This window comes from Pigmentiphaga sp. YJ18 (genome assembly GCF_038066655.1).
In the GTDB taxonomy this organism is placed as follows: Bacteria; Pseudomonadota; Gammaproteobacteria; order Burkholderiales; family Burkholderiaceae_B; genus Pigmentiphaga.
Genome location: NZ_JBBUKU010000003.1, coordinates 55,212 through 75,875, shown reverse-complemented (window position 1 = coordinate 75,875; position 20,664 = coordinate 55,212). Strand labels below are relative to the sequence as shown.

Here is a 20,664-nt window from a genome sequence, read left to right as displayed (position 1 = left end):
CGAAGCGCGTAGGGGGGGCTAAATCCCCCGAGCCATGGCGGCGGCCAGGATGGGGAGGGCTAGCCAGCCCAGGAACTGGAGGCGGATGGCCTTGCGGACTTTGCCGATGTCGGCGGGCGATGGCTGGAAGGCGGGGTCGTTGCGGGCTTGTTGGCGCCAGCGCAGGTAGTTGATGGTGGGCAGGGCCGAGATGGCGCCCACGGCCAGGAAGACCGCGATCTTGGCCCAGAAGACGGGGTTGTCCAGGTAGAAGGCCGCGCCCTTGGGGCCCCAGGCGACGCGTGCCGCGCCGATGGCCAGGATCAGCATGGCCAGGCTGCCGTACCAGGCGTCGGTCTTGCCGAGCAGGGCCAGGGGAATGGCGGGGCGCGACGGGCCCAGGAGCGTCCATTGCATGGCCAGTGCCGCGGCCATGCCCAGGAAACAGAGGTGGTGCATCCAGGCGAGAATGAAGTCGGCGATCATGGTCTTGACGCTGTCTAGATAAAGAAACGCCACGATAGTCTTTGATGTTTACACTGTCAAGAAAAAATCCGGCCGTGCCGCCCGGCCAATTTGACGGCGTAAAGATTTCTTTGCGAAGATGGCGCATGCGAGCTGATCTTCCCCTGGGCGGCAAGCGCCCCCGTCGCACCGTTGCCCGCCAGGCGGGTTCCTATCACCACGGCGACCTGCGCCAGGCGTTGCTCGACGCGGCGCAATCCCTGCTCGACGAGCGCGGCCTCGAAGGTTTCACGCTGCGCGAATGCGCGCGCCGCGCCGGGGTCTCCCATGCGGCGCCCGCGCATCACTTCGGCGATGCCGCCGGTTTGCTGACGGCCTTCGCCGCCGAGGGGTTCCGGCAGCTGTCGGCCATGATGCGGGCCTATCGCGACAAGGCGACCGCCTCGCCGCAGGCCCAATTGCGGGCCGTGGGGCTGGCATACATCGATTTCGCCATCGGCCATCGCGCCCGGTTCCAGTTGATGTTCCGCTACGACCGCTTGTCGCCGGGCGATGCCGGATTGGAGCAGGCGGGCAGCGAGGCCGCCGGCCACTTGTCCACCACCTTGGCCGGCGCGCTGGCCGAGCGGGGGCTGGACGGGCAGGGCCAGGACTTCGAGCGGCGGCTGTTGCTGGCCTGGTCGGCGGTCCACGGTTTCGCGACCTTGCTGCTCGAAGGCCGGCTTGACGGCTGGCGTGGCCGGCAGTCTGTTCCCGCATTCGCGTCCCGGACGGGCGACGACGTGCTGGCTGTCCTGGAAGTGGCCTTGCTGGCGCCGCCCGGCGCCGGCACGCGGCGGCGCAGCCGGGGGCGCACGGCATGAACGCGGCCCGGGACGGCCGGGGCCGGTCCAGGCAGGGGGTGGCGCGCCCGGGTGACGATCCCGGCATCGCGGCCTTTCTCGAAGCCATGTGGCTGGAGGACGGATTGTCCGACAACACCCTGCGTGCCTATCGCCAGGACTTGTCGGCCTTCGACGCCTGGCTGAAAGAAAAACGCGCCTCGGCACTGGATCGCGCCCAGGCGCACGACATCGAGGCGTGGTTCGCGGCGGTCCACCACCAGAGCAAGGCCACCACGGCCAACCGGCGGCTGGCGACGCTGCGCCGCTATTTCCAATGGGCCCTGCGCCTGCACCGCGTGCAGGCCGATCCCTGCCTGACGCTGCGTGCCGCCAAGCAGCCGCCCCGCCTGCCCAAGACGCTGTCCGAGGCCCAGGTCGAGGCCCTGCTGGGCGCGCCGGACCTCGACACCGACCTGGGGCTGCGTGACCGCGCCATGCTGGAAACGCTGTACGCCACGGGCCTGCGCGTGTCCGAGCTGGTCGACCTGAAGTCCCTGGACGTCGGCTTGAACGAGGGCGTGGTGCGCGTGGTCATGGGCAAGGGCGGCAAGGACCGGCTCGTGCCGCTGGGCGCGGAGGCGGCGCACTGGATCACGCGCTATATGGAGGCGTCGCGTCCCGCGCTGCTGGGCGGCAAGATCAGCGATGCGCTGTTCGTGACCGCCCGCGCTACCGCCATGACGCGGCAGAGCTTCTGGCTGATCGTCAAGAAATACGCGCTGCGGGCCGGCATACGCGCGGCCCTGTCGCCGCATGTGCTGCGGCACGCCTTCGCCACGCACCTGCTCAATCATGGCGCCGACCTGAGAGTGGTGCAGATGCTGCTGGGGCATGCCGACATCTCCACCACGCAGATCTATACGCATATCGCGCGCGAGCGCCTTAAACTGCTGCACGCGCGGCATCACCCGCGAGGCTGAGGCCGCCCTTCATCATGAGCAAAGCCCGACACGTTTCAGAAACTCCCGCCACGCAATTCCTGCGCAAGCACGGCGTCGCCTTCACCGAACATGCCTACGACTACGTCGAACACGGGGGTACGTCGGAATCGGCGCGCCAACTGGGCGAGGACGAGCACGCCGTGGTCAAGACCCTGGTCATGGAAGACGAGGCCGCCCGGCCGCTGATCATCCTGATGCATGGGGACAAGGAAGTGTCGACCAAGAACCTGGCGCGGCAGATCGGCGTCAAGAAGGTGGCGCCCTGCAAGCCCGAGGTGGCGCAGCGGCATTCGGGCTACCAGGTGGGCGGCACCTCGCCCTTCGGAACCCGCAAGGCCATGCCGGTGTACGTGGAAGGCAGCGTGCTCGACCTGCCGCGCATCCTCATCAACGGCGGCCGCCGGGGGTATCTCGTGGGGATGGCCCCCGGCGAACTGGTCCGCCTGTTGAAGGCCGTTCCCGTCGCCGCGGCGCTATGACGCAAGCGTGCGCGGCGGATTTCGTGCGCTTGCAGCGGGACAGTGTCCTGCCCAACCGGTAGAATCGCCGCCTGTCATGCCATCGTCACCGTGACGTGGCCACATAGGCCCAAGGGTTCCCCATCCATGATCACCGTCGCCGCCGCCGTCATCGCCTATCTGATCGGTTCCATTTCGTTCGCCGTGGTCGTGAGCCGGGTGATGGGGCTCGACGATCCGCGCTCCTACGGCTCGGGCAATCCGGGCGCCACCAACGTGCTGCGCTCGGGCAGCAAGGCCGCCGCGATCCTGACGCTGATCGGCGACGCCTTCAAGGGCTGGGTGGCGGTGTGGCTGGCCCAGGTCTACGCGTATCGGCTCGGCTTGGGCGAAACCACGATCGCGGTGGTGGCGCTGGCGGTATTCCTGGGCCACCTGTACCCGGTGTTCTTCCGGTTCAAGGGCGGCAAGGGCGTGGCGACCGCGCTGGGCGTGCTGCTGGGCCTGCAGCCCTGGCTGGGCGTGGCCACGCTGGCGACCTGGCTGATCGTGGCGCTGTTCTTCCGTTATTCGTCGCTGGCGGCGATCGTCGCGGCCGTCTTCGCGCCCATCTACTACGTGTTCGGCCACGGCGTGGCCTGGACCGCCGATTCCCGGATCGGCACCGCCATCGGCCTGATGGCGCTGATGCTGCTCTACCGCCATCGGCAGAACATCTCCAAGCTGATGGCCGGCAAGGAAAGCAAGCTCGGAGGGAAGGGGTCCCCCCCTACGCGCTGAGGGGAAGCCCACCCCCTACGCCCTTCGGGCGCCCCCTCAAGGGGGCGGCGCTGGCGGACCGGCAAAGCCGGATCCGCGGCGCCCAGGATCAAAGCAAGTACGCGGTGCTCTGCATCGATATATCCCCACGCAGACCCAGGATGCGGTGGATCCGGCTCCGCCGGTCCACCCGCATCGCCCCCTGGGGGGCGCGCGTCAGCGCGTAGGGGGGGGCTCCAATGGCCACCGGGGTTGGACCGTGAAGCCCATGTGGCGCTCGGTGGGGTTGGCCAGGCCGGCTTGCAGGCGCAGGGCGCCGGCGAAGGCGATCATGGCGCCGTTGTCGGTGCACAGTTCCAGCGGCGGAAAGAAGGCCTGGGCGCGCAGGCGCGCGAGGTGGGTGGCCAGGCGTTCGCGCAGCAGCCGGTTGGCGCCCACGCCGCCGGCGACGACCAGGCGCTTCAGGCCGGTGGCCTCGAGGGCCTTGGCGGCCTTGGCGACCAGTACCGAAACGATGGCATCCTGCGTGGCCGCGGCCAGGTCGGCGCGGGCTTGCGCGTCGTCGGCGTCCAGCGTCTTCATGCGGGTCAGCACGGCGGTCTTCAGGCCGCTGAAGCTGAAATCCAGATCGGGGCTGTGCAGTTTGGGGCGGGGCAGGTCGAAGCGGTCGGCGCGGCCGGATTCGGCCAGCCGGGACAGTGCCGGTCCGCCGGGGTAGCCCAGGCCCAGCAGCTTCGCGGTCTTGTCGAAAGCCTCGCCGGCAGCATCGTCCAGGGTCTCGCCCAGCAATTCGTAGCGTCCCACGCCGTCCACCCGCATGAGCTGGGTGTGCCCGCCGGAGACCAGCAGCGCGACGAAGGGGAATTCGGGTCGGGGCGTCGCCAGCAGCGGCGACAGCAGGTGTCCTTCCAGGTGATGGATGGCGATGGAGGGCAGGTCGCGGGCCCAGGCGATGGCTTGCGCCACGCTGGCGCCCACCAGCAGCGCGCCGGCCAGGCCCGGCCCGGCGGTGTAGGCGACCGCGTCGACGTCGTCCAGGGTCAGGCCGGCATCGTTCAGGGCCTGCTGCGTCAGGGGCAGCACCCGCCGCACGTGGTCGCGGGAGGCCAGCTCCGGCACCACGCCGCCGTAGGCCTGGTGCATCTCGACCTGCGAATACAGCGCGTGGGAGATCAGGCCGCGTTCGGCGCTGACGACGGCGACGCCGGTTTCGTCGCAGGAGCTTTCGAAGCCGAGGACAATCATTGAAAAATGCGCGCGGACGCGATTATGATCAGAGTTAACCCTAGCGGCAGTGTAGCACCCGGGCTGCGGAAGGGTTGGCAATATGGAAAAGGATCTGCTATATTGGCAGGCTTGATCAACCCCTAGCAACCCCGAGGCAATCGTTACATGCCGACAATTCGCGTTAAAGAAAATGAGCCGTTTGAGGTCGCCCTGCGTCGTTTCAAGCGCACCATTGAAAAGACTGGCTTGCTGACCGAACTGCGCTCGCGCGAGTTTTACGAAAAGCCCACGGCCGAACGCAAGCGCAAGCATGCCGCTGCCGTCAAGCGCCACTACAAGCGCATCCGCAGCCAGCAGCTGCCCAAGCGCCTGTACTGATTGCTGCCGCGCCCTTGGCGCGACGAAGCTTTCCGGTAGTTTCGCAAAGTTGTTGTCAGAGCCGCTACGGCACCAGCCGGGCGGCTTTTGGCGTTTTTGCCGTTATCCTCTGTCCTGGCTCGCGCCTGTCGTGGCGCCCGGCTTCTCTCTTATCGCGGAATCCCTCCATGAGCGCAGATACCCTCAAAGCCCGCCTGTCCGATGAAATCAAGAGCGCGATGCGCGCCAAGGCGGCCGAGCGCCTCGGAACGTTGAGGCTGCTGTCGGCCGCGGTCAAACAAAAGGAAGTCGACGAGCGCCGCGAGCTGGCGGATGCCGACATCGTCGCCATCGTCGAGAAGCAAGTGAAGCAGCGCCGCGAGTCGATCGCCTCGTTCGAACAGGCCGGCCGGACCGAATCAGCCGAGCAGGAGCGCGCGGAAATGGCGGTCCTGCAGGAGTTCCTGCCGCAGGCCGCTCCCCAGGAAGAGATCGACGCGGTGGTCGCTGCCGCCGTGGCCGAGGTTTCGGCGCAGGGCGTCACCGGTGGCGCGGCCATGGGCAAGGTGATGGGGCTGGTCAAGCCCAAGCTGGCCGGGCGCGCGGACATGGCCGAAGTGTCCAAGCTGATCAAGGCCCGCCTGGGTTGAGCCGGCGGCCCATGCATTGTCCTTTCGCGCCGCGCGCATGATCCCAGAATCATTCATCCAGGATCTGCTGGCCCGGGTCGACATCGTCGATGTCGTGGGCCAGCACGTGCAGTTGCGCAAGGCGGGCGCCAACCTGCTGGGATTGTGCCCCTTCCACGGCGAAAAATCGCCGTCCTTCACGGTCAGTCCCACGAAGCAGTTCTATCACTGCTTCGGTTGCGGCGCTCATGGCACGGCCATCCGCTTCCTGATGGAACACACCGGCGCCGGCTTTCCCGAAGCGGTGCGGTCGCTGGCCGGCATGGTGGGCATGTCGGTTCCCGAGGAGGAACGCAGCCCCCGCCAGCGGGCCGCGCGCCAGCAGCGCGAAGCCATGGTGTCGCGCCACAGCCAGGTGCTGGAAACCGCCAATACCTGGTACCGGCAGCAGCTGCGCGGCGCGGGTGCCGCCGTGGCCTACCTGAAAGGACGCGGCGTCTCCGGCGAGATCGCTGCCCGTTTCGGACTGGGCTGGGCCGGCGGCGAGCGCCAGGGCTTGTCCGCGGTCCTGCCCGGCTACGACGATCCGCTGCTGGTCGAGGCCGGACTGGTCATCCTGAGCGAAGATGGCCGACGTTACGACCGGTTCCGCGAGCGCGTCACGTTTCCCATCCGGAATGCCCGCGGCCATCTGATCGGCTTCGGTGGCCGCATCATCGGCAAGGGCGAGCCCAAATACCTCAATTCACCTGAAACCCCCATCTTCTCGAAGGGATCCGAGCTGTATGGGCTCTGGGAGGCGCGCCAGGCCATCCGCAAGGAGGGCATGGTGGTGGTGGTCGAGGGCTACATGGACGTCGTCGCGCTGGCGCAGCTCGGTATCGAGTGCGGCGTGGCCACGCTGGGCACGGCCACCACGCCCGTGCACGTGCAGAAGCTGCTGCGTGCCAGCGATAGCGTGATTTTCAGCTTCGACGGCGACAAGGCCGGCCGCAAGGCGGCCTGGCGCGCGCTGGAGGCTTGCCTGCCGTTGTTGCGCGACGACATCTCCATCCGCTTTCTTTTCCTGCCGGACGAGCACGATCCTGACTCGTACGTGCGCGAATTCGGCGCGGAGCGCTTCCGCAAGGCCCTGCGCGAAGCGATGCCCTTGTCCCAGTTCATGCTGGGCGAACTGGCCGAGCGGCATCAGATGGACGAGGCCGAGGGCAGGGCGCGCTGTGTGCACGATGCCAAGCCGCTGCTGCAGGCCATGCCGGCCGGCGCGCTGCGCATGCAGGTGCAGCGGGAATTGGCGCAACTGACCCGCCTGACCACGGAAGAACTGGGCCAGTTGGTCCCGTTGCAGGACGTGCCCAGCGGGCCGCTGGTGCAGACTCCGGCGCAAATGCGGGGAACTTCCCCGGCGCCGGGGCGCTCAGAGTCTAATAATGGCGTGCAGGGCAGTGCCGAAGCCCCGGACTGGGTGCCCGATCACGAACCGCCTGACGACCATTTCTACGAACCTGCCCCGGATTTTCACGAGCGGCCCGCCGGGCCGGCCGTGGGCGGCGGGTTCCGGCCGGGGCGCTTCAAGAGCGGGCGTTTCCGGGACCGCGACGGTCGCTACGGCGACGAGCGGCCGCAGGGCTACACGGGCCCGCGGGCCAGGGTGACTCCGATAGCGGGGCGATTGCTTCAGCTGCTGCTGACGCATCCCGGCCTGGTCCGGCACCTGGGCGAAGATGCCGAACATTTGCTGGAGGCCAACCAGGGATACGAATCGGTCAAGGCGCTGCTGGCGCTGGTGCGCGAAACGGGCGCCCAGCACGCGGGCGCGCTGTTGCAGGCTGCCGAGGGCAGCGCGTTGTCGCAGACTCTTGTGATGGCGTCGACGGCCACCATCTATGAAGAAGAGTTGCCGGATCCCGACGCCGAATTGCATGATGCGCTGCGCATGGTGGCCCTGCATGCCGCCATTGCTGAACAGCAGCAACTGGCCGCCGCGGGTCTGCAAGACGCCCAGGACAAGGCGCGCTACCTCGCCCTGACTGAAAGAATCCTAGAGTTGAAGAAGCCGAGAGTGGTAGAATAGAGGGTTTACCGTAGGTTAGATCGGGAGAATTTTTTCCCGTTTTCTGGTATGGATTTTGCTTGGCGCGATCTTTGCCAGGGGCCGTTACCGGATGCGCGGGAAGCCGAGATCGGCGCACACGCGCCGACCCGCGGGTTGGGGGCTGGAGCAATCCAGCCACCGGATGAAATATTAGGAGTGGTTGACCGACCATGGCGAAAACGACAGGCAAGACGCTGACTGTGAACAAATCCAAAGCCGAAGGGCAAGACCAGGCCAAGGAGAAGGCTGCGTCCAAGACGGCGGCCTCCAGTGGCGTCAGGGTGACGGTCAAGTCGGCTGGCAGGGCCCGCACCAAGCTGTTGGACCCGCAAGCCGCCGCCCAGGCGGCCGATGCCGATTTCGACGCCGTGACGGCCGAGCCCGCCGAGAAGGCCAAGCCCGCCGCCAAGGCGGCCAAGAAGGCCACCAAGACGGCGGCCAAGACCGCGACCGCCGCCGACAAGAAGAACGCCGAGAAGAAGCTGGCCGAGCTGCTGGCCAAGCCGGCGGGCCGTCGGCCGGGCCGTCCGCCCAAGGACGCCAAGCAGGGCGAGTCTTCCGGTGGCGATTTCGACGACGTGGGCGATAACGACGGTGATGCCGAGCCGATCCCCGAGATCAAGATCCCCAAGGGCCGGGGCAAGCGCGGCAAGGCCGATCCCAAGGACCTGATCGCCCGCGGACCGGTGACGCCCGAGGAATACGAAGCGCGTCGCAACCGCCTGAAGCTGCTGATCAAGCTCGGCAAGGACCGCGGCTATCTGACCTATGGCGAGATCAACGACCATCTGCCCGATGACCTGGTCGACGCCGAGGCCATCGACGGCATCATCAGCACCTTCAACGACATGGGCATCTCGGTCTACGACCAGGCGCCCGATGCCGAAACCCTGCTGCTGAACGAGAACGCCCCGGTCGCTTCGTCCGACGACGATGCCGAGGAAGAGGCGGAAGCCGCCCTGTCCACGGTCGATTCCGACTTCGGCCGCACCACCGACCCCGTGCGCATGTACATGCGCGAGATGGGTTCGGTCGAGCTGCTGACCCGCGAAGGGGAAATCGAGATCGCCAAGCGCATCGAGGACGGCCTCAAGCACATGGTGATGGCGATCTCCGCGTGCCCGACCACGATCAACGAGATCCTGGAGAACGCCGACCGCGTCCGCGCGTCCGAGATCCAGATCGACGAGATCGTCGACGGCCTGATCGACCCCAACGACGGCGAGGAATACGCCGGATCGGGCGTCACCTCGTCGTCCGACGACGATGACGAAGAAGGCGACGACGCCCCCGCCGGCGGCATGAGCAGCAAGCAGGTCGAAGAACTGCGCGTGAAGTCGCTGGAGAAGTTCGACAGCGTCAAGCGCTGGTTCGACAAGATGCGCCAGGCCTACGAGCGCGAAGGCTACAAGTCGGAATCCTACATCTCGGCCCAGGAAACCATCCTGGAAGAAATGATGGGCATCCGCTTCACCGCGAAGATGGTCGAGCGCCTGGCCGACACGCTGCGCGCGCAGGTCGAGGAAGTCCGCAAGCTCGAACGCGCGATCATGCAGATCTGTGTGGACCGTGCCGGCATGCCGCGCACGCACTTCATCAAGGCCTTCCCGGGGCATGAAACCAACCTGGAATGGGTACTTGGGGAAGTCAACGCCGGCCACGGGTATTCCGAGACGCTGTCGCGCCAGATCCCGGCCATCCAGGAACTCCAGCAGAAGCTGATCGACCTGCAGGCCCGCGTGGTGCTGCCGCTGAAGGACCTGAAGGACGTCAACAAGCAGATGGCCACCGGCGAGGCCAAGGCCCGCAAGGCCAAGCGCGAGATGACCGAGGCCAACCTGCGCCTGGTGATCTCGATCGCCAAGAAGTACACGAACCGCGGCCTGCAGTTCCTGGACCTGATCCAGGAAGGCAACATCGGCCTGATGAAGGCGGTGGACAAGTTCGAATACCGGCGCGGCTACAAGTTCTCGACCTACGCCACGTGGTGGATCCGGCAGGCCATCACCCGTTCGATCGCCGATCAGGCGCGCACCATCCGTATCCCGGTGCACATGATCGAAACGATCAACAAGATGAACCGGATCAGCCGCCAGATCCTGCAGGAAACCGGCGCCGAGCCGGATCCCGCCACCCTGGCGCAGAAGATGGACATGCCGGAGGACAAGATCCGCAAGATCCTGAAGATCGCCAAGGAACCGATCTCGATGGAGACCCCCATCGGCGACGACGACGATTCGCACCTGGGCGATTTCATCGAGGACACCGCCACGCTGGCGCCCTCGGATGCGGCGCTGCACGGTTCGATGCGCAACGTCGTCAAGGAAGTGCTGGATTCGCTGACGCCGCGCGAGGCCAAGGTCCTGCGCATGCGTTTCGGTATCGAGATGAGCACCGACCAGACGCTCGAAGAGGTGGGCAAGCAGTTCGACGTGACGCGCGAGCGCATCCGCCAGATAGAAGCCAAGGCGTTGCGCAAGCTGCGCCATCCGAGCCGGGCCGACAAGCTCAAGAGCTTCCTGGAAGGCCAGTAAAAAGCCTTGTAGCAAGGTCCGCCAAGGGAAATCCCTGCCCGCGCATGAGTGCTGGCAGGGATTTTTTTTCGCACGATATCAACCAACCGGATGGTTGACTGAAGGGAAAATGTGCGTATCATGGGCGCGTATCCAACGGGTATTCCAAGCCAAAGCGGGGTGCGTTGCCATGAAACTCGAAAGACTGTTTGCGATCGTGATTTGCTTCTCGATGCTCGCTGTCGGGATGCGGGATGTGCCCGCGCAGGAGGGGCGGAAAGTACTGCGCGTCATCAGCGGCGACGTGACCGAGCTGGATCCCACCCAGGGCAGCAACAGGGTGTCGCGTGTCTATTCGCAAATGGTCTTCGATACGCTGTTCGCGCTCGATGGCAAGCTGGTCGCCAAGCCGATGATGGTGGAGAAGTACACCGTCAGCAGTGACGGCCTGACGCGCGACTACACCTTGCGCGCGAACCTGAAGTTCCACGACGGATCGCCGGTAACCGCGCGCGATGTGGTGGCCTCGGTGAAGCGCTGGGCCGACAACACGGCCATCGGCGCGCAGCTCAAGTCGCGGTTGGCGTCGCTGACCGCTGTCAACGATCGTGACTTCCGGCTGGTCCTGAAGGAGCCGTTCGGGTTCGTGGAGTTCCTGCTGGCCGGAGCGGGCTCGCCGATTCCGGGCATCATGCGGGAGAAGGACGCGGCGCGCCCCTACAACACGCCCATGCCGCTTCCCGTGGTCGGTTCGGGGCCGTTCAAGTACGTCGATACCGAGAGGGTGGAAGGCAGCCGGGTGGTGTTCGCGCGCAATGCCGCCTACCTGTCCCGCAGCGAGCCGGCCGACGGCCTGGCGGGGGCCAGGATCGTCAAGGTCGATCAGGTCCGCTGGATCATCATGCCGGACGCGACGACGGCGTCGAACGCCCTGGCGGCGGGCGAGGCCGATCTGTGGGCCGAGGCGGATCCGGACCAGATCGCGTTCTTGAAGCAGCGGGGGCTCAGGCTCAGTCCCAACGGACTTCCCTTCGTCGAGTTCGTGCGCCCCAATTTCCAGCTTCCGCCGTTCAACGACGTCAGGGCGCGGCAGGCGCTGGCGCTGTTGGTCGATCAGGATGAAATCATGCCCGCCGTGGCGGGAGACGCGGACTGGAAGCCGTGCCATTCGTTCAGCGTCTGCGGCACCGCCTTCGGCACGGAGGCGGGATCCAAGCCGTTTCTCAAGCCGAACGTGCAGCGGGCCAGGAGCCTGCTGGCCGAGGCGGGATACAAGGGGGAGACGATCGTGCTGCTGAGCCTTCCAGCCGGTCCGAACATGGCCGTCGCGCAAGTGCTGGCCCAGCGCCTGAAGGAGGCCGGCGTCAAGGTTGATCTCCAGGTGACCGATCTTCCCACGCTCTTGCAGCGCGTCCGGGCCAAGGGCCAGCCTCCGGGCAAGGGCGGCTATCACCTGTTTCCATACAACGCCACGGGCAGCATCTGGTTTCACCCGCTGACGAATGCCGCGCTCGACATGTCCTGCGGCGGACACAACTGGCCCGGTTTTCCCTGCGACGAGGCCGGCGAGCGCCTGCGCCAGCGTGTCCTGCGTGCCTTGACTCCCGCCGAGCAACAGGAAGCGTTCGAAGCCCTGCAGGAGCACATGTGGCAATTCCTGCCCTACGTGCCGGTGGGGCAGTGGGATGTCGTCAGCGCCTATCGGCCCAACATCGCCGGCCTGCTGTCCGCCTACGTCCAGCCCTACTGGAACGTCGAGAAGCGGTGAGCGTGGCCGGAAGGTTCATTCCCTAGGAGAGGTCCATGCAGAGTCGTCAGGTAAGTCCCGAGGAAATGCGAAAGAGGGTGGCCGTCTTCCGCGAACTCCAGTCCAGCACCATGCCGCTGATCGATGCGGCGAGGCCCGAGTTCCAGCGCGAACTCCTGAGCATCATCGGCCAGGGCGTGGCCGAGGACGGCGCCATCGTTCCGCCGATCACGGATGTCGAGGGCTTCCATCTGTCCATCGTCCGGGTCGAACCGGGGAAGGGCAGCGCGCTGCACAAGCACCGGACGGTGGAGGTGTTCATGCCCCTGAATGGCCGGTTCTCGGTGCAATGGGGAGACCAGGGCGAGCACGAGATCTTTCTCGACCAGTACGACGTCATCTCGCTGCCGGTCGGCGTGCTGCGCGGATTCCGCAACGAGAGCTCCGGCCAGGCCCTGCTGCTGGTCATTATCGGCGGCGATGACCCGGGCAACGTCGAGTGGACCGACGAAGTGATGGATGCGGCGCGCCGGCAGGGCTTCGGCCTGGACGAGCGGGGCAAGATCACGGCCCGTTCCTTGAGCGAGGGAGGCTGAGCCGGCCATGCGACAGGACGAACTTTGCGGGTTGTCCGCGACGCGCCTGGCGGCTCTTGTCGCCGCGCGCCAGATTTCGCCGGTCGAGATCACCGGCGCGGTGCTCGACCGCATCGATCGGGTCAATCCACGGATCAATGCGTTTGCGCTGGTCTTGCGGGAAGAGGCGCAACGCGCGGCCCGCGAGGCCGAGCGGCGGGTGATGGCGGGCGAGGCGCTCGGTCCACTGCACGGAGTGCCCGTGACGGTCAAGGACAACGTCGCGGTGGCGGGCGTGCCGCTGGGCAACGGATCCATTGCCGTGGCGCCGGCCATACCCCGGAAGGATGCCGTGGCGGTCGAGCGGGTGCGGGCCGCGGGCGCGATCCTGATCGGCAAGACGACCCTGCCCGAGTTCGCGCACAAGATGTTGACCGAGAGCCTGGCGACCGGGGTGACGCGCAATCCCTGGAACCTGGACCATACGCCGGGAGGGTCGAGCGGCGGGGCCGGAGCGGCCTTGGCCGCGGGCATGGGGCCGCTGGCGATCGCCACCGATGGCGGGGGGTCCATCCGCTGTCCGTCCGCGTGGAATGGCGTGGTCGGCATGAAGCCGACCCTGGGGCGCGTGCCGATCGAGGCGGTGCCCGACGGCTTCGGAAACTTTGCCTACATCGGCCCCATGGCACGCACCACGCAGGACGCGGCGCTGCTGCTGTCGGTGATGCAGGGACCCTCTGCCGCCGATCCATTCTCGACCCGCGGGGCGCCACCCGCGTGGTCCGGCGGGATCCGCGGCATGCGGATAGGCTGGATCGAGCACTTCGGGGAATATCGAACCGATCCGGAGGTGCTGCGGATCACGTCGGCCGCCGTGTCCCGTCTTTCGGATCGCGGGGCGAGCGTCGAAAGCTTGCGCGAGGCCTGTTTCGATGGCCTCTATCCCTTGTATGCGACGCTTGCCAGCACGCATCGCGCCGGGCGGTATGGGGCCCTTTTCGATGCCGCGCCGGACAGGATGACGCCCACGCTGCGCGCGGGTATCGCACAGGGCCGTAGCTGGTCGGCCATCGAATTCCTGGCCGCCTGTGACCGGCGCACCGCGCTTTTTCGGTCGGTGCAGGCCATCTTCGAACGTTTCGACGTATTGGCCATGCCTACGACGACCGTCGCGGCCCCCCGTCTCGACACCGTCGACCCGGAGTATCCGGGGGCGTATCCGCAATGGGCGGCGGCGCTGCATCCGTTCAATCTGACGGGCCATCCCGCGCTTTCCACGCCCGTGGGATTCACCGGGGCAGGGCTGCGGCTGCCCGTGGGGCTGCAACTCGTGGGGCCGTGGGATGCCGAGCAGCGCCTGTTCATGCTGTCCCGGGCGCTGGAGCAGGACCTGGGCCTGTCGGGATGCATCGCGAACCTGGAGGATGCGCCATGCTAGGTTTCATCGTCCGCCGGATCCTGTCGACCCTGCCCGTCATGGGTGTGGTCGCGCTGCTGGTGTTCAGCCTGATGTACCTGGCGCCGGGTGATCCGGCATTGCTGATCGCCGGCGACCATGCCAGCCAGGAGGAGCTGGACCGTATCCGCGTGTCCCTGGGGCTGGACGAGCCGTTTCCCATCCGCTTCGCCACCTGGGTCTGGCAGCTTCTGCACGGCGCGCTGGGGACGTCGATCTTCACCAATCTGCCGGTGGGCACGCTGCTGCTGGAACGGATGGAGCCGACCGTGTCCCTGATGGCCGTGACGCTGGTCATCGCCACCAGCGCGGGGGTGCCGCTGGGGATCGCCGCCGCGGCCAGGGCCGATTCCTGGATCGACCGCCTGGTCATGACAGGAGCCGTGTTCGGATTCTCCGTGCCGGTGTTCGTCCTGGGTTATGTGCTGGCCTACGTGTTCGGGCTGCAACTGGGGATCCTGCCGGTGCAGGGATACCGGGCATTCTCGGAGGGGCTGGGCCCCTGGCTGCGCAGCGTGCTGCTGCCTTCGTTCGCGCTCAGCGGCGTCTATGTCGCCATCATCGCGCGCACGACGCGCGCCGCGCTGCTGGACGTCCTGCAACAAGGCTACATCCGCACCGCGCGCGCCAAGGGGGTCGGCCGGGTTCGCATTCTCTATGTCCATGCATTGAAGAATGCCGCCCTGCCCATCGTCACCGTCATCGGCATAGGCATGGCATTGCTGGTCAGCGGCGCGGTCGTGACCGAGAGCGTATTCGCCATTCCCGGCCTGGGCCGGCTGACCGCCGATGCCATCCTGCGCCGCGACTATCCCGTCATCCAGGGTGTGGTGCTGCTGTTCTCGTTTACCTACGTGATGGTCAATCTGCTGATCGACCTCGTCTACATCCTGATCGACCCGAGGGTGCGACTGTGAATGCCCATGCAACCACGACGTTTTCCGCGGAGCTTGCTCCGCCCGCGGCCAGGCCGCTGCCGGACCTGTTTCCCGAGACGCGTTCCGCCGGGGGCGTTTTCGGATTCGTCCGCCGCCATCCGACCATGGTAATAGGCGGCCTTCTGCTCCTGCTGATGATTCTGGTCGCCGTCTTCGCTCCCTGGCTGGCGGCGCGGGATCCTGCCTCCGTCGCGCCGGCGCTGCGCAAGATGGAGCCCTCGGCCCGCTTCTGGTTCGGGACCGACATCCTGGGCCGGGACCTGTATTCGCGCGTGCTGTTCGGCGCCCGGGTGTCCCTGGTCGTCGGCTTCGCGGTGGCGCTGCTTTCCTGTCTGATCGGCCTGGCGATCGGCCTGGTATCCGGCTACGTCCGCTGGGCGGACAACATCGTGATGCGGGTGATGGACGGCATGATGTCGATTCCGCCCATCCTCCTGGCGATCGCGCTGATGGCGCTGACGCGGGCCAGCATCGGCAACGTGATCCTGGCCATTACCGTGACCGAGATTCCCCGTGTCGCGAGAGTGGTGCGCGGAATCGTGATCTCGCTGCGGGAGCAACCCTTCGTCGAGGCCGCCATCGCCTCGGGAACCCGGGCGCCGACGATCATGGTCCGGCACATCCTGCCCAACGTCATGGGGCCGCTGATCGTGCAGGCAACCTTCATCTGCGCCAGCGCCATCCTCATCGAAGCCGCGCTGTCGTTCCTGGGCGCCGGCACGCCGTCCAACATCCCGTCATGGGGGAACATCATGGCCGAAGGCCGGAGCATCTGGCAGGTCAAGCCGTACATCGTTTTCTTTCCCGCCTTGTTTCTCAGCGTGACCGTTCTGGCGATGAACATGCTGGGCGATGGCGTCAGGGATCTCCTGGATCCGAGGATGAACGAACATGTATGAGGACGCGAGCGTCGCCGCCGCCCCCTTGCTGGAGGTCGAGGACCTGCAGACGCAGTTCCTTGCCCGCGACGGCATCGGCCGCGCCGTGAACGGCATCAGCTTCCAGGTGGCCGAGGGAGAAACCGTGGCCATCGTGGGAGAAAGCGGTAGCGGCAAGTCGGTGACCGCCATGTCCATCATGCGGCTGCTGCCCGCCCGCACGACGCGCGTGGCCGGCAAGGTCCGGCTGTTGGGCAGGGACCTGATGGGGCTGACGGAGGAGGAGATGCGGACCATCCGCGGAAACGCCCTCAGCATGATCTTCCAGGATCCGATGTCCAGCCTGAATCCGGTGCTGACCGTGGGCCAGCAGATTGGCGAGGCATTGGCGCTGCACGCGGGACTGCGCGGCCGGGCGGCGCAGGACAGGGCGGTGGCGATGCTGGAGCTGGTCGGTATTCCCGAGCCGCGGCGCCGTGTCCGGCAATACCCCCACGAACTGTCGGGCGGCATGTGCCAGCGGGTCATGATCGCGATGGCCCTGGCGTGCGAGCCGAGGCTCCTGATCGCCGACGAACCGACGACCGCGCTGGACGTGACGATCCAGGCGCAGATCCTCGACCTGGTCAAGGACCTGACGCGCAGGACCGGCGCGGCCGTGGTGCTCATCACGCACGATCTCGGAGTGGTGTGGGAGGTGGCGCAGCGCGTGCTGGTGATGTATGCGGGACGGGTGGTCGAGGAAGCGCCCGTCGCGCAGGTGTTCCAGGATCCGCTGCATCCTTATACGCGCGGCCTGCTGGGCGCAGTGCCTACGCTGGACGCCCGGGCGTGCGCGGCGGGCGGCCGGCTGGCGGAGATCCCGGGAACCGTGCCCAGCATCAAGGAGCGCATCGAAGGCTGTGCGTTCGCGGGCCGGTGCGCCTTGGCCACGGATCTGTGCCGGGCGGTGGTCCCGGCCTTGCAGATCAAGTCGCCGGGGCATCGCGTGGCTTGCCATCGGGTCGAAGCGGAAGAAGGAGCCTGCTCATGAACGCGCCGCTGTTGAACGTCACGGGTCTGAAAAAATACTACGCGATCGGGTCCCGGTTTCCCGGGGCGCGTCCCCGGCAGCTACGTGCCGTGGACGATGTGTCATTCAGCATCGGGCATGGCGAGACTCTGTCGCTCGTCGGCGAGAGCGGCTGCGGCAAGTCGTCGGTCGGGCGGTCCATCCTGGGGCTGTTCCCCATCACGGACGGCCGCATTGAACTCGACGGAACGAGGATAGACCGGCTGTCGCCCGAGGCGTTTCGTCCCGTCCGCAAGACATTGCAGGTGGTGTTCCAGGATCCCTTTTCGTCGCTGAACCCCAGGATGAAGGTCCGGGATATCGTGGCCGAGCCCCTGCGCAATTTCCGGCCGGATCTTTCCAGGCCGCAGGTCGACCGCAAGGTCGGGGACATCCTGGAGCAGGTCGGCTTGCCGCGCGATGCCATCGGCCGGTGGCCGCACGAGTTCAGCGGAGGGCAGCGCCAGCGTATCGGCATCGCCCGGGCCCTGTCGGCCGAGCCGAAGCTTATCGTGTGCGACGAGGCCGTGTCGGCGCTGGATGTGTCGGTCAAGGCCCAGATCATCAACCTGCTGCAGGACCTGCAGCGGGAGCTCGGGCTGGCCCTGCTGTTCATCAGCCACGACCTCGGCATCGTCGCCCACATGACTCACCGCGTGGCGGTGATGTACCTGGGCAAGATCGTGGAGATCGGCACGCGCCAGGAGGTGTTCTTCCAGACCCGGCATCCCTATACGAAGGCCCTGCTGTCGTCGGTGCCGTCGATGAAGGCCCGCGGTGCCGGGAGCCGGCGCATCATCCTGGCCGGCGACGTTCCCAGTCCGGTCCATCCTCCGCCGGGCTGCCGCTTCCACGCCAGATGCCCGTCCGCGATGGACCGCTGCAAGGTCGAAGAACCGCCCTTGGTGTCCCATGGGGACGGGCATGCATCGGCCTGCCACTTGAACGACACGAACGGAGCGCCCGAGCGATGATCCATCATGTTCCCGCCTCGCCCGAGAATGTCCGGGTCGGCATGTTCGACGCCGGCTTCGAGCCCATCCTGACGATCGAGTCCGGCGACACGGTCAGGGTGGAGACCGTGTCCGGCAAGTCTTCGCTGTTTCCGCAACCCGGGTCGGGGATGACTGTACCCTCGGCGCTGCGTCGCATCGCCGAGGCGAACCTGCCCATGCTGGCTCCGCACATCCTGACCGGGCCGATCGGCATCGTGGGGGCGGAGCCGGGAGACATGCTGGAGGTCAGGATAGACGCGGTGGAGCTGGGCTCGGATTGGGGGTATAACTACATCCGCCCGTTGGCGGGAACGCTGCCCGAGGATTTCCCCGACCTGACGGTAGCCACGATTCCCATCGATCGTGAGACCCGACGCGCGCGCCTGGCATGGGGCATGACGCTGCCGGTTGCTCCTTTCTTCGGTGTCATGGGCGTTGCGCCGCCATCTTCATATGCCTGCATTTCTTCGAAAGAGCCGCGCGTCCATGGCGGCAACATGGACAACAAGGAACTGGTGGCCGGAAGCACGCTGTTCCTTCCCGTCCATGTCGCCGGCGCGCTTTTTTCCGTGGGCGACGGCCATGCGTTGCAGGGCGATGGCGAGGTATGCGTCACCGCGCTCGAGACCTGCCTGGACGGCGAATTCACGCTCGCCGTCCACAAGGGGGGCGGAGCGGCCGATCCCGTGCTTCGTTTTCCGCGCGCGGAAACGCCGACGCACTACATCAGCATGGGGTTCCATGAGAATCTCGACCAGGCCCTGAAGCAGGCGCTGCGCGAGATGATCGACTTCATCGGTGCCAGGACCGGTCTTGCACGCGCCAGCGCCTATCAGCTGTGTTCGCTTGCCGTCGACTTCCATGTGACGCAGGCGGTGAACGGCGAGAAAGGCGTGCATGGGATGCTCCGCCGGGAAATACTGGACTGACCGGGGCTTGCTCCATCTTTTTTCAGGAAGCGTCAAATTGACAGTTCGCAGTACCGACAAGAAAGACAAGCCGACTTTCTTCATTTCGGCGACGAGGCGGCCGAGCCGCTCCAACGGTGCCCGGGATCCGGAGCGCACGCGGCAGAACCTGCTGGACGCGGCCTACCGGGAGTTCTCCCATAGCGGATACCACGGCGCCAGCGTCGAGCAGATCTGCACCCGGGCGGGGGTCAGCAAGCAGATCCTGTCCCATCATTTCGGCTCGAAGGAAAATGCCTACCTGGCGGTGCTCGAGGCGGCCTATACGGCGTTCCGGTCCAACGACCCCAAGCTCGAGCTGAACGCCGCCGATCCGCGCGCCGCGCTGCGGGACTTCGTCCTGTTCACCTTCGACCACGTCCGCCACAACCGCGATTTCGTCAACCTGCTCAGCGGCGAGAACGTGAACAAGGGCAGGATCATTCGCAAGTCGGAGCGCTTGAAATCCATCTACGATCCGATGATCCATCGGATCGGCATGCTGCTGCAGGCGGGGGCCGAGGCAGGCCTGTTCCGGCCCGGGCTGGACGCGCGCCAGGTCTACATCAGCATCAACGCCTTGTGCTTTTTCAGCATTTCCAATTGCCACACGCTCTCGGCGGTGCTGGGTACCGATCTGTCGGACGATGCGGCACTGGACGAGCGCCGCGAGCACGTCGTCGATTTCGTGATGGCCGCCATCACCGCGTGAAGCGCTTGGGCGGCGCCGCCGCCTCGCCCTCCAGCCCATGCTGCGCCCGGTACTGGGCCGCCTGTGCGGCCAGCCACTGCGTGAACAGGTGCAGGGGTTCGTGGTCGGCCTTCCATTCGGGCAGGACCAGGTAGTAGTTCTTGTCCCGCACCGACTCGCGCTCGCAGGCAACGATCAGCCGGCCCGACTCGAGTTCCTGCTCCGCGATCAGCCGTGGCACCAGGGCGATGCCCTGGCCGTGCACGGCGGCTTCCACCAGCATCGAGAACAGCTCGTAGCGCGGGCCGCCCAGGTCGTGCGGATGGCTGACGTTCTGCGCGGCGAACCACTGCCGCCAGGCGTAGGGGCGCGTGCTTTGCTGCAGCAGCCGGTAGGCCGAGAACTGCCCGGGCATGATGCGCTTGCGCACGCCCAGCAGCTTGGGCGAGCACACGGGCACCAGTTTCTCGGGCATCAGGAAGACCGCCTCGGTGCCCGGCCAGGGGCCGTCGCCGGCGTAGATGGCGGCGTCGAAGGGGGTGCCCTCGAACAGGAAGGGCCGGCTTTGCGGGGTGATGTTCAGGACGATGTTGGGGGCCTGGCGCTCGAAGTCGGCCAGGCGCGGCAGCAGCCAGCGGGTGGCGAAGGTGGGCACGGAGGCCAGTTCCAGCACGCCGCCTTCGCCGCGCCGGGCCATCAGGTCCAGGGTGTCGCGTTCGACCTCGTCCAGGCGGCGCGCCACGGATTCGCCGTAGGTCTGGCCGGCCTGGGTCAGGGTGACGCCGCGCCGGGTGCGGCGGAACAGCTTCAGGCCCAGGAAGGACTCCAGGCCGGCGATCTGGCGGCAGACGGCGCTCTGGGTCAGCGCCAGCTCGGTCGCGGCCTTGGTGAAGCTCTGGTGGCGCGCGGCCGCCTCGAAGGCGGCCAGGGCGGCGGTACTGGGCAGTTTGCGGCGCATGTCAGGGGCCCGGGATCGGAAGGTTCTACTTTAACAAGTGCGGAAAACGCACAGATAAGTGAAAAGAACTCGTTTGGCGTGGCCGCCGAATCCGTATATCTTGCAGGAAATTCGCCGGGAG

At 66.7% G+C, this 20,664-nt stretch carries 20 protein-coding genes; 17 read left to right on the top strand and 3 right to left on the bottom strand.

The features are described from left to right. Nucleotides 1–18 precede the first annotated feature (18 nt). Complete coding sequence (locus tag WKR98_RS20170) at nt 19–498, bottom strand: DUF2214 family protein (protein WP_124690575.1); 480 nt, start codon at nt 496–498, stop codon at nt 19–21. A gap of 92 nt (nt 499–590) precedes the next feature. Here WKR98_RS20170 and WKR98_RS20165 point away from each other — a divergent pair, with 92 nt between their 5' ends. The 4 genes from WKR98_RS20165 to plsY all read left to right on the top strand — a co-directional run bounded on the left by WKR98_RS20165 (nt 591) and on the right by plsY (nt 3,507). Continuing rightward, on the top strand, nt 591–1,307 hold the full coding sequence (locus WKR98_RS20165) for a TetR/AcrR family transcriptional regulator (protein WP_341434521.1): 717 nt from the start codon (nt 591–593) through the stop codon (nt 1,305–1,307). Continuing rightward, a complete protein-coding gene (gene xerD, locus WKR98_RS20160; protein WP_341434520.1) occupies nt 1,304–2,248 on the top strand; it encodes a site-specific tyrosine recombinase XerD in 945 nt (314 codons plus the stop codon). Before WKR98_RS20165 ends, xerD begins: the two co-directional genes overlap by 4 nt. A gap of 14 nt (nt 2,249–2,262) precedes the next feature. Then, the gene (gene ybaK, locus WKR98_RS20155) at nt 2,263–2,748 is read left to right on the top strand and encodes a Cys-tRNA(Pro) deacylase (RefSeq protein ID WP_124690572.1); all 486 of its coding nucleotides are present in this window, start codon (nt 2,263–2,265) and stop codon (nt 2,746–2,748) included. Between the two features lie 126 nt (nt 2,749–2,874). Beyond that, nucleotides 2,875–3,507, top strand: coding sequence for a glycerol-3-phosphate 1-O-acyltransferase PlsY (gene plsY / locus WKR98_RS20150; protein ID WP_124690571.1), 633 nt, complete (start codon nt 2,875–2,877; stop codon nt 3,505–3,507). 195 nt (nt 3,508–3,702) lie between these two features. Here plsY and tsaD read toward each other — a convergent pair whose 3' ends face one another. Beyond that, the gene (gene tsaD, locus WKR98_RS20145; RefSeq protein WP_341434519.1) at nt 3,703–4,731 is read right to left on the bottom strand and encodes a tRNA (adenosine(37)-N6)-threonylcarbamoyltransferase complex transferase subunit TsaD; all 1,029 of its coding nucleotides are present in this window, start codon (nt 4,729–4,731) and stop codon (nt 3,703–3,705) included. A 147-nt stretch (nt 4,732–4,878) separates the two neighbouring features. Here tsaD and rpsU point away from each other — a divergent pair, with 147 nt between their 5' ends. The 13 genes from rpsU (at nt 4,879) to WKR98_RS20080 (ending at nt 19,606) form a co-directional block, all read left to right on the top strand. Then, nucleotides 4,879–5,091, top strand: a complete 213-nt coding sequence (gene rpsU, locus WKR98_RS20140; RefSeq protein ID WP_087782307.1) for a 30S ribosomal protein S21 — start codon at nt 4,879–4,881, stop codon at nt 5,089–5,091. A gap of 167 nt (nt 5,092–5,258) precedes the next feature. Then, complete coding sequence (locus WKR98_RS20135; protein WP_124690569.1) at nt 5,259–5,720, top strand: GatB/YqeY domain-containing protein; 462 nt, start codon at nt 5,259–5,261, stop codon at nt 5,718–5,720. Between the two features lie 37 nt (nt 5,721–5,757). Continuing rightward, nucleotides 5,758–7,773 carry a DNA primase gene (dnaG, locus tag WKR98_RS20130; RefSeq protein WP_124690568.1) on the top strand — a complete coding sequence of 672 codons (2,016 nt, stop codon included), beginning with the start codon at nt 5,758–5,760 and terminating at the stop codon, nt 7,771–7,773. 191 nt (nt 7,774–7,964) lie between these two features. Beyond that, on the top strand, nt 7,965–10,328 hold the full coding sequence (gene rpoD / locus WKR98_RS20125) for an RNA polymerase sigma factor RpoD (RefSeq protein ID WP_238160118.1): 2,364 nt from the start codon (nt 7,965–7,967) through the stop codon (nt 10,326–10,328). A 169-nt stretch (nt 10,329–10,497) separates the two neighbouring features. Further along, nucleotides 10,498–12,075 (top strand): ABC transporter substrate-binding protein, encoded by a 1,578-nt coding sequence (locus WKR98_RS20120; RefSeq protein ID WP_161567884.1) that lies wholly within the window; start codon nt 10,498–10,500, stop codon nt 12,073–12,075. Nucleotides 12,076–12,110: 35 nt separating this feature from the next. Then, on the top strand, nt 12,111–12,650 hold the full coding sequence (locus tag WKR98_RS20115; protein WP_202865554.1) for a cupin domain-containing protein: 540 nt from the start codon (nt 12,111–12,113) through the stop codon (nt 12,648–12,650). 7 nt (nt 12,651–12,657) lie between these two features. Beyond that, nucleotides 12,658–14,067: an amidase gene (locus WKR98_RS20110; protein WP_124690566.1), complete on the top strand. Its 1,410-nt coding sequence runs from the start codon at nt 12,658–12,660 to the stop codon at nt 14,065–14,067. Then, nucleotides 14,061–15,002 (top strand): ABC transporter permease, encoded by a 942-nt coding sequence (locus WKR98_RS20105; protein ID WP_124690565.1) that lies wholly within the window; start codon nt 14,061–14,063, stop codon nt 15,000–15,002. The genes WKR98_RS20110 and WKR98_RS20105 overlap by 7 nt, the downstream gene beginning before the upstream one ends. Nucleotides 15,003–15,058: 56 nt before the next feature. Further along, nucleotides 15,059–15,922, top strand: coding sequence for an ABC transporter permease (locus tag WKR98_RS20100; RefSeq protein WP_445936148.1), 864 nt, complete (start codon nt 15,059–15,061; stop codon nt 15,920–15,922). Beyond that, nucleotides 15,915–16,934: an ABC transporter ATP-binding protein gene (locus WKR98_RS20095; protein WP_341434517.1), complete on the top strand. Its 1,020-nt coding sequence runs from the start codon at nt 15,915–15,917 to the stop codon at nt 16,932–16,934. The genes WKR98_RS20100 and WKR98_RS20095 overlap by 8 nt, the downstream gene beginning before the upstream one ends. Further along, nucleotides 16,931–17,926 (top strand): ABC transporter ATP-binding protein, encoded by a 996-nt coding sequence (locus WKR98_RS20090; protein WP_341434516.1) that lies wholly within the window; start codon nt 16,931–16,933, stop codon nt 17,924–17,926. Before WKR98_RS20095 ends, WKR98_RS20090 begins: the two co-directional genes overlap by 4 nt. Nucleotides 17,927–17,967: 41 nt before the next feature. Then, nucleotides 17,968–18,876 carry an acetamidase/formamidase family protein gene (locus WKR98_RS20085; protein ID WP_341434515.1) on the top strand — a complete coding sequence of 303 codons (909 nt, stop codon included), beginning with the start codon at nt 17,968–17,970 and terminating at the stop codon, nt 18,874–18,876. Between the two features lie 37 nt (nt 18,877–18,913). Next, nucleotides 18,914–19,606 carry a TetR/AcrR family transcriptional regulator gene (locus tag WKR98_RS20080; RefSeq protein WP_161567883.1) on the top strand — a complete coding sequence of 231 codons (693 nt, stop codon included), beginning with the start codon at nt 18,914–18,916 and terminating at the stop codon, nt 19,604–19,606. On the opposite strand, the gene WKR98_RS20075 is transcribed toward WKR98_RS20080, so the two are convergent. Next, the gene (locus tag WKR98_RS20075; RefSeq protein WP_341434514.1) at nt 19,596–20,543 is read right to left on the bottom strand and encodes a LysR family transcriptional regulator; all 948 of its coding nucleotides are present in this window, start codon (nt 20,541–20,543) and stop codon (nt 19,596–19,598) included. The two genes, WKR98_RS20080 and WKR98_RS20075, sit on opposite strands and share 11 nt — an antisense overlap. Nucleotides 20,544–20,664: the final 121 nt, after the last annotated feature.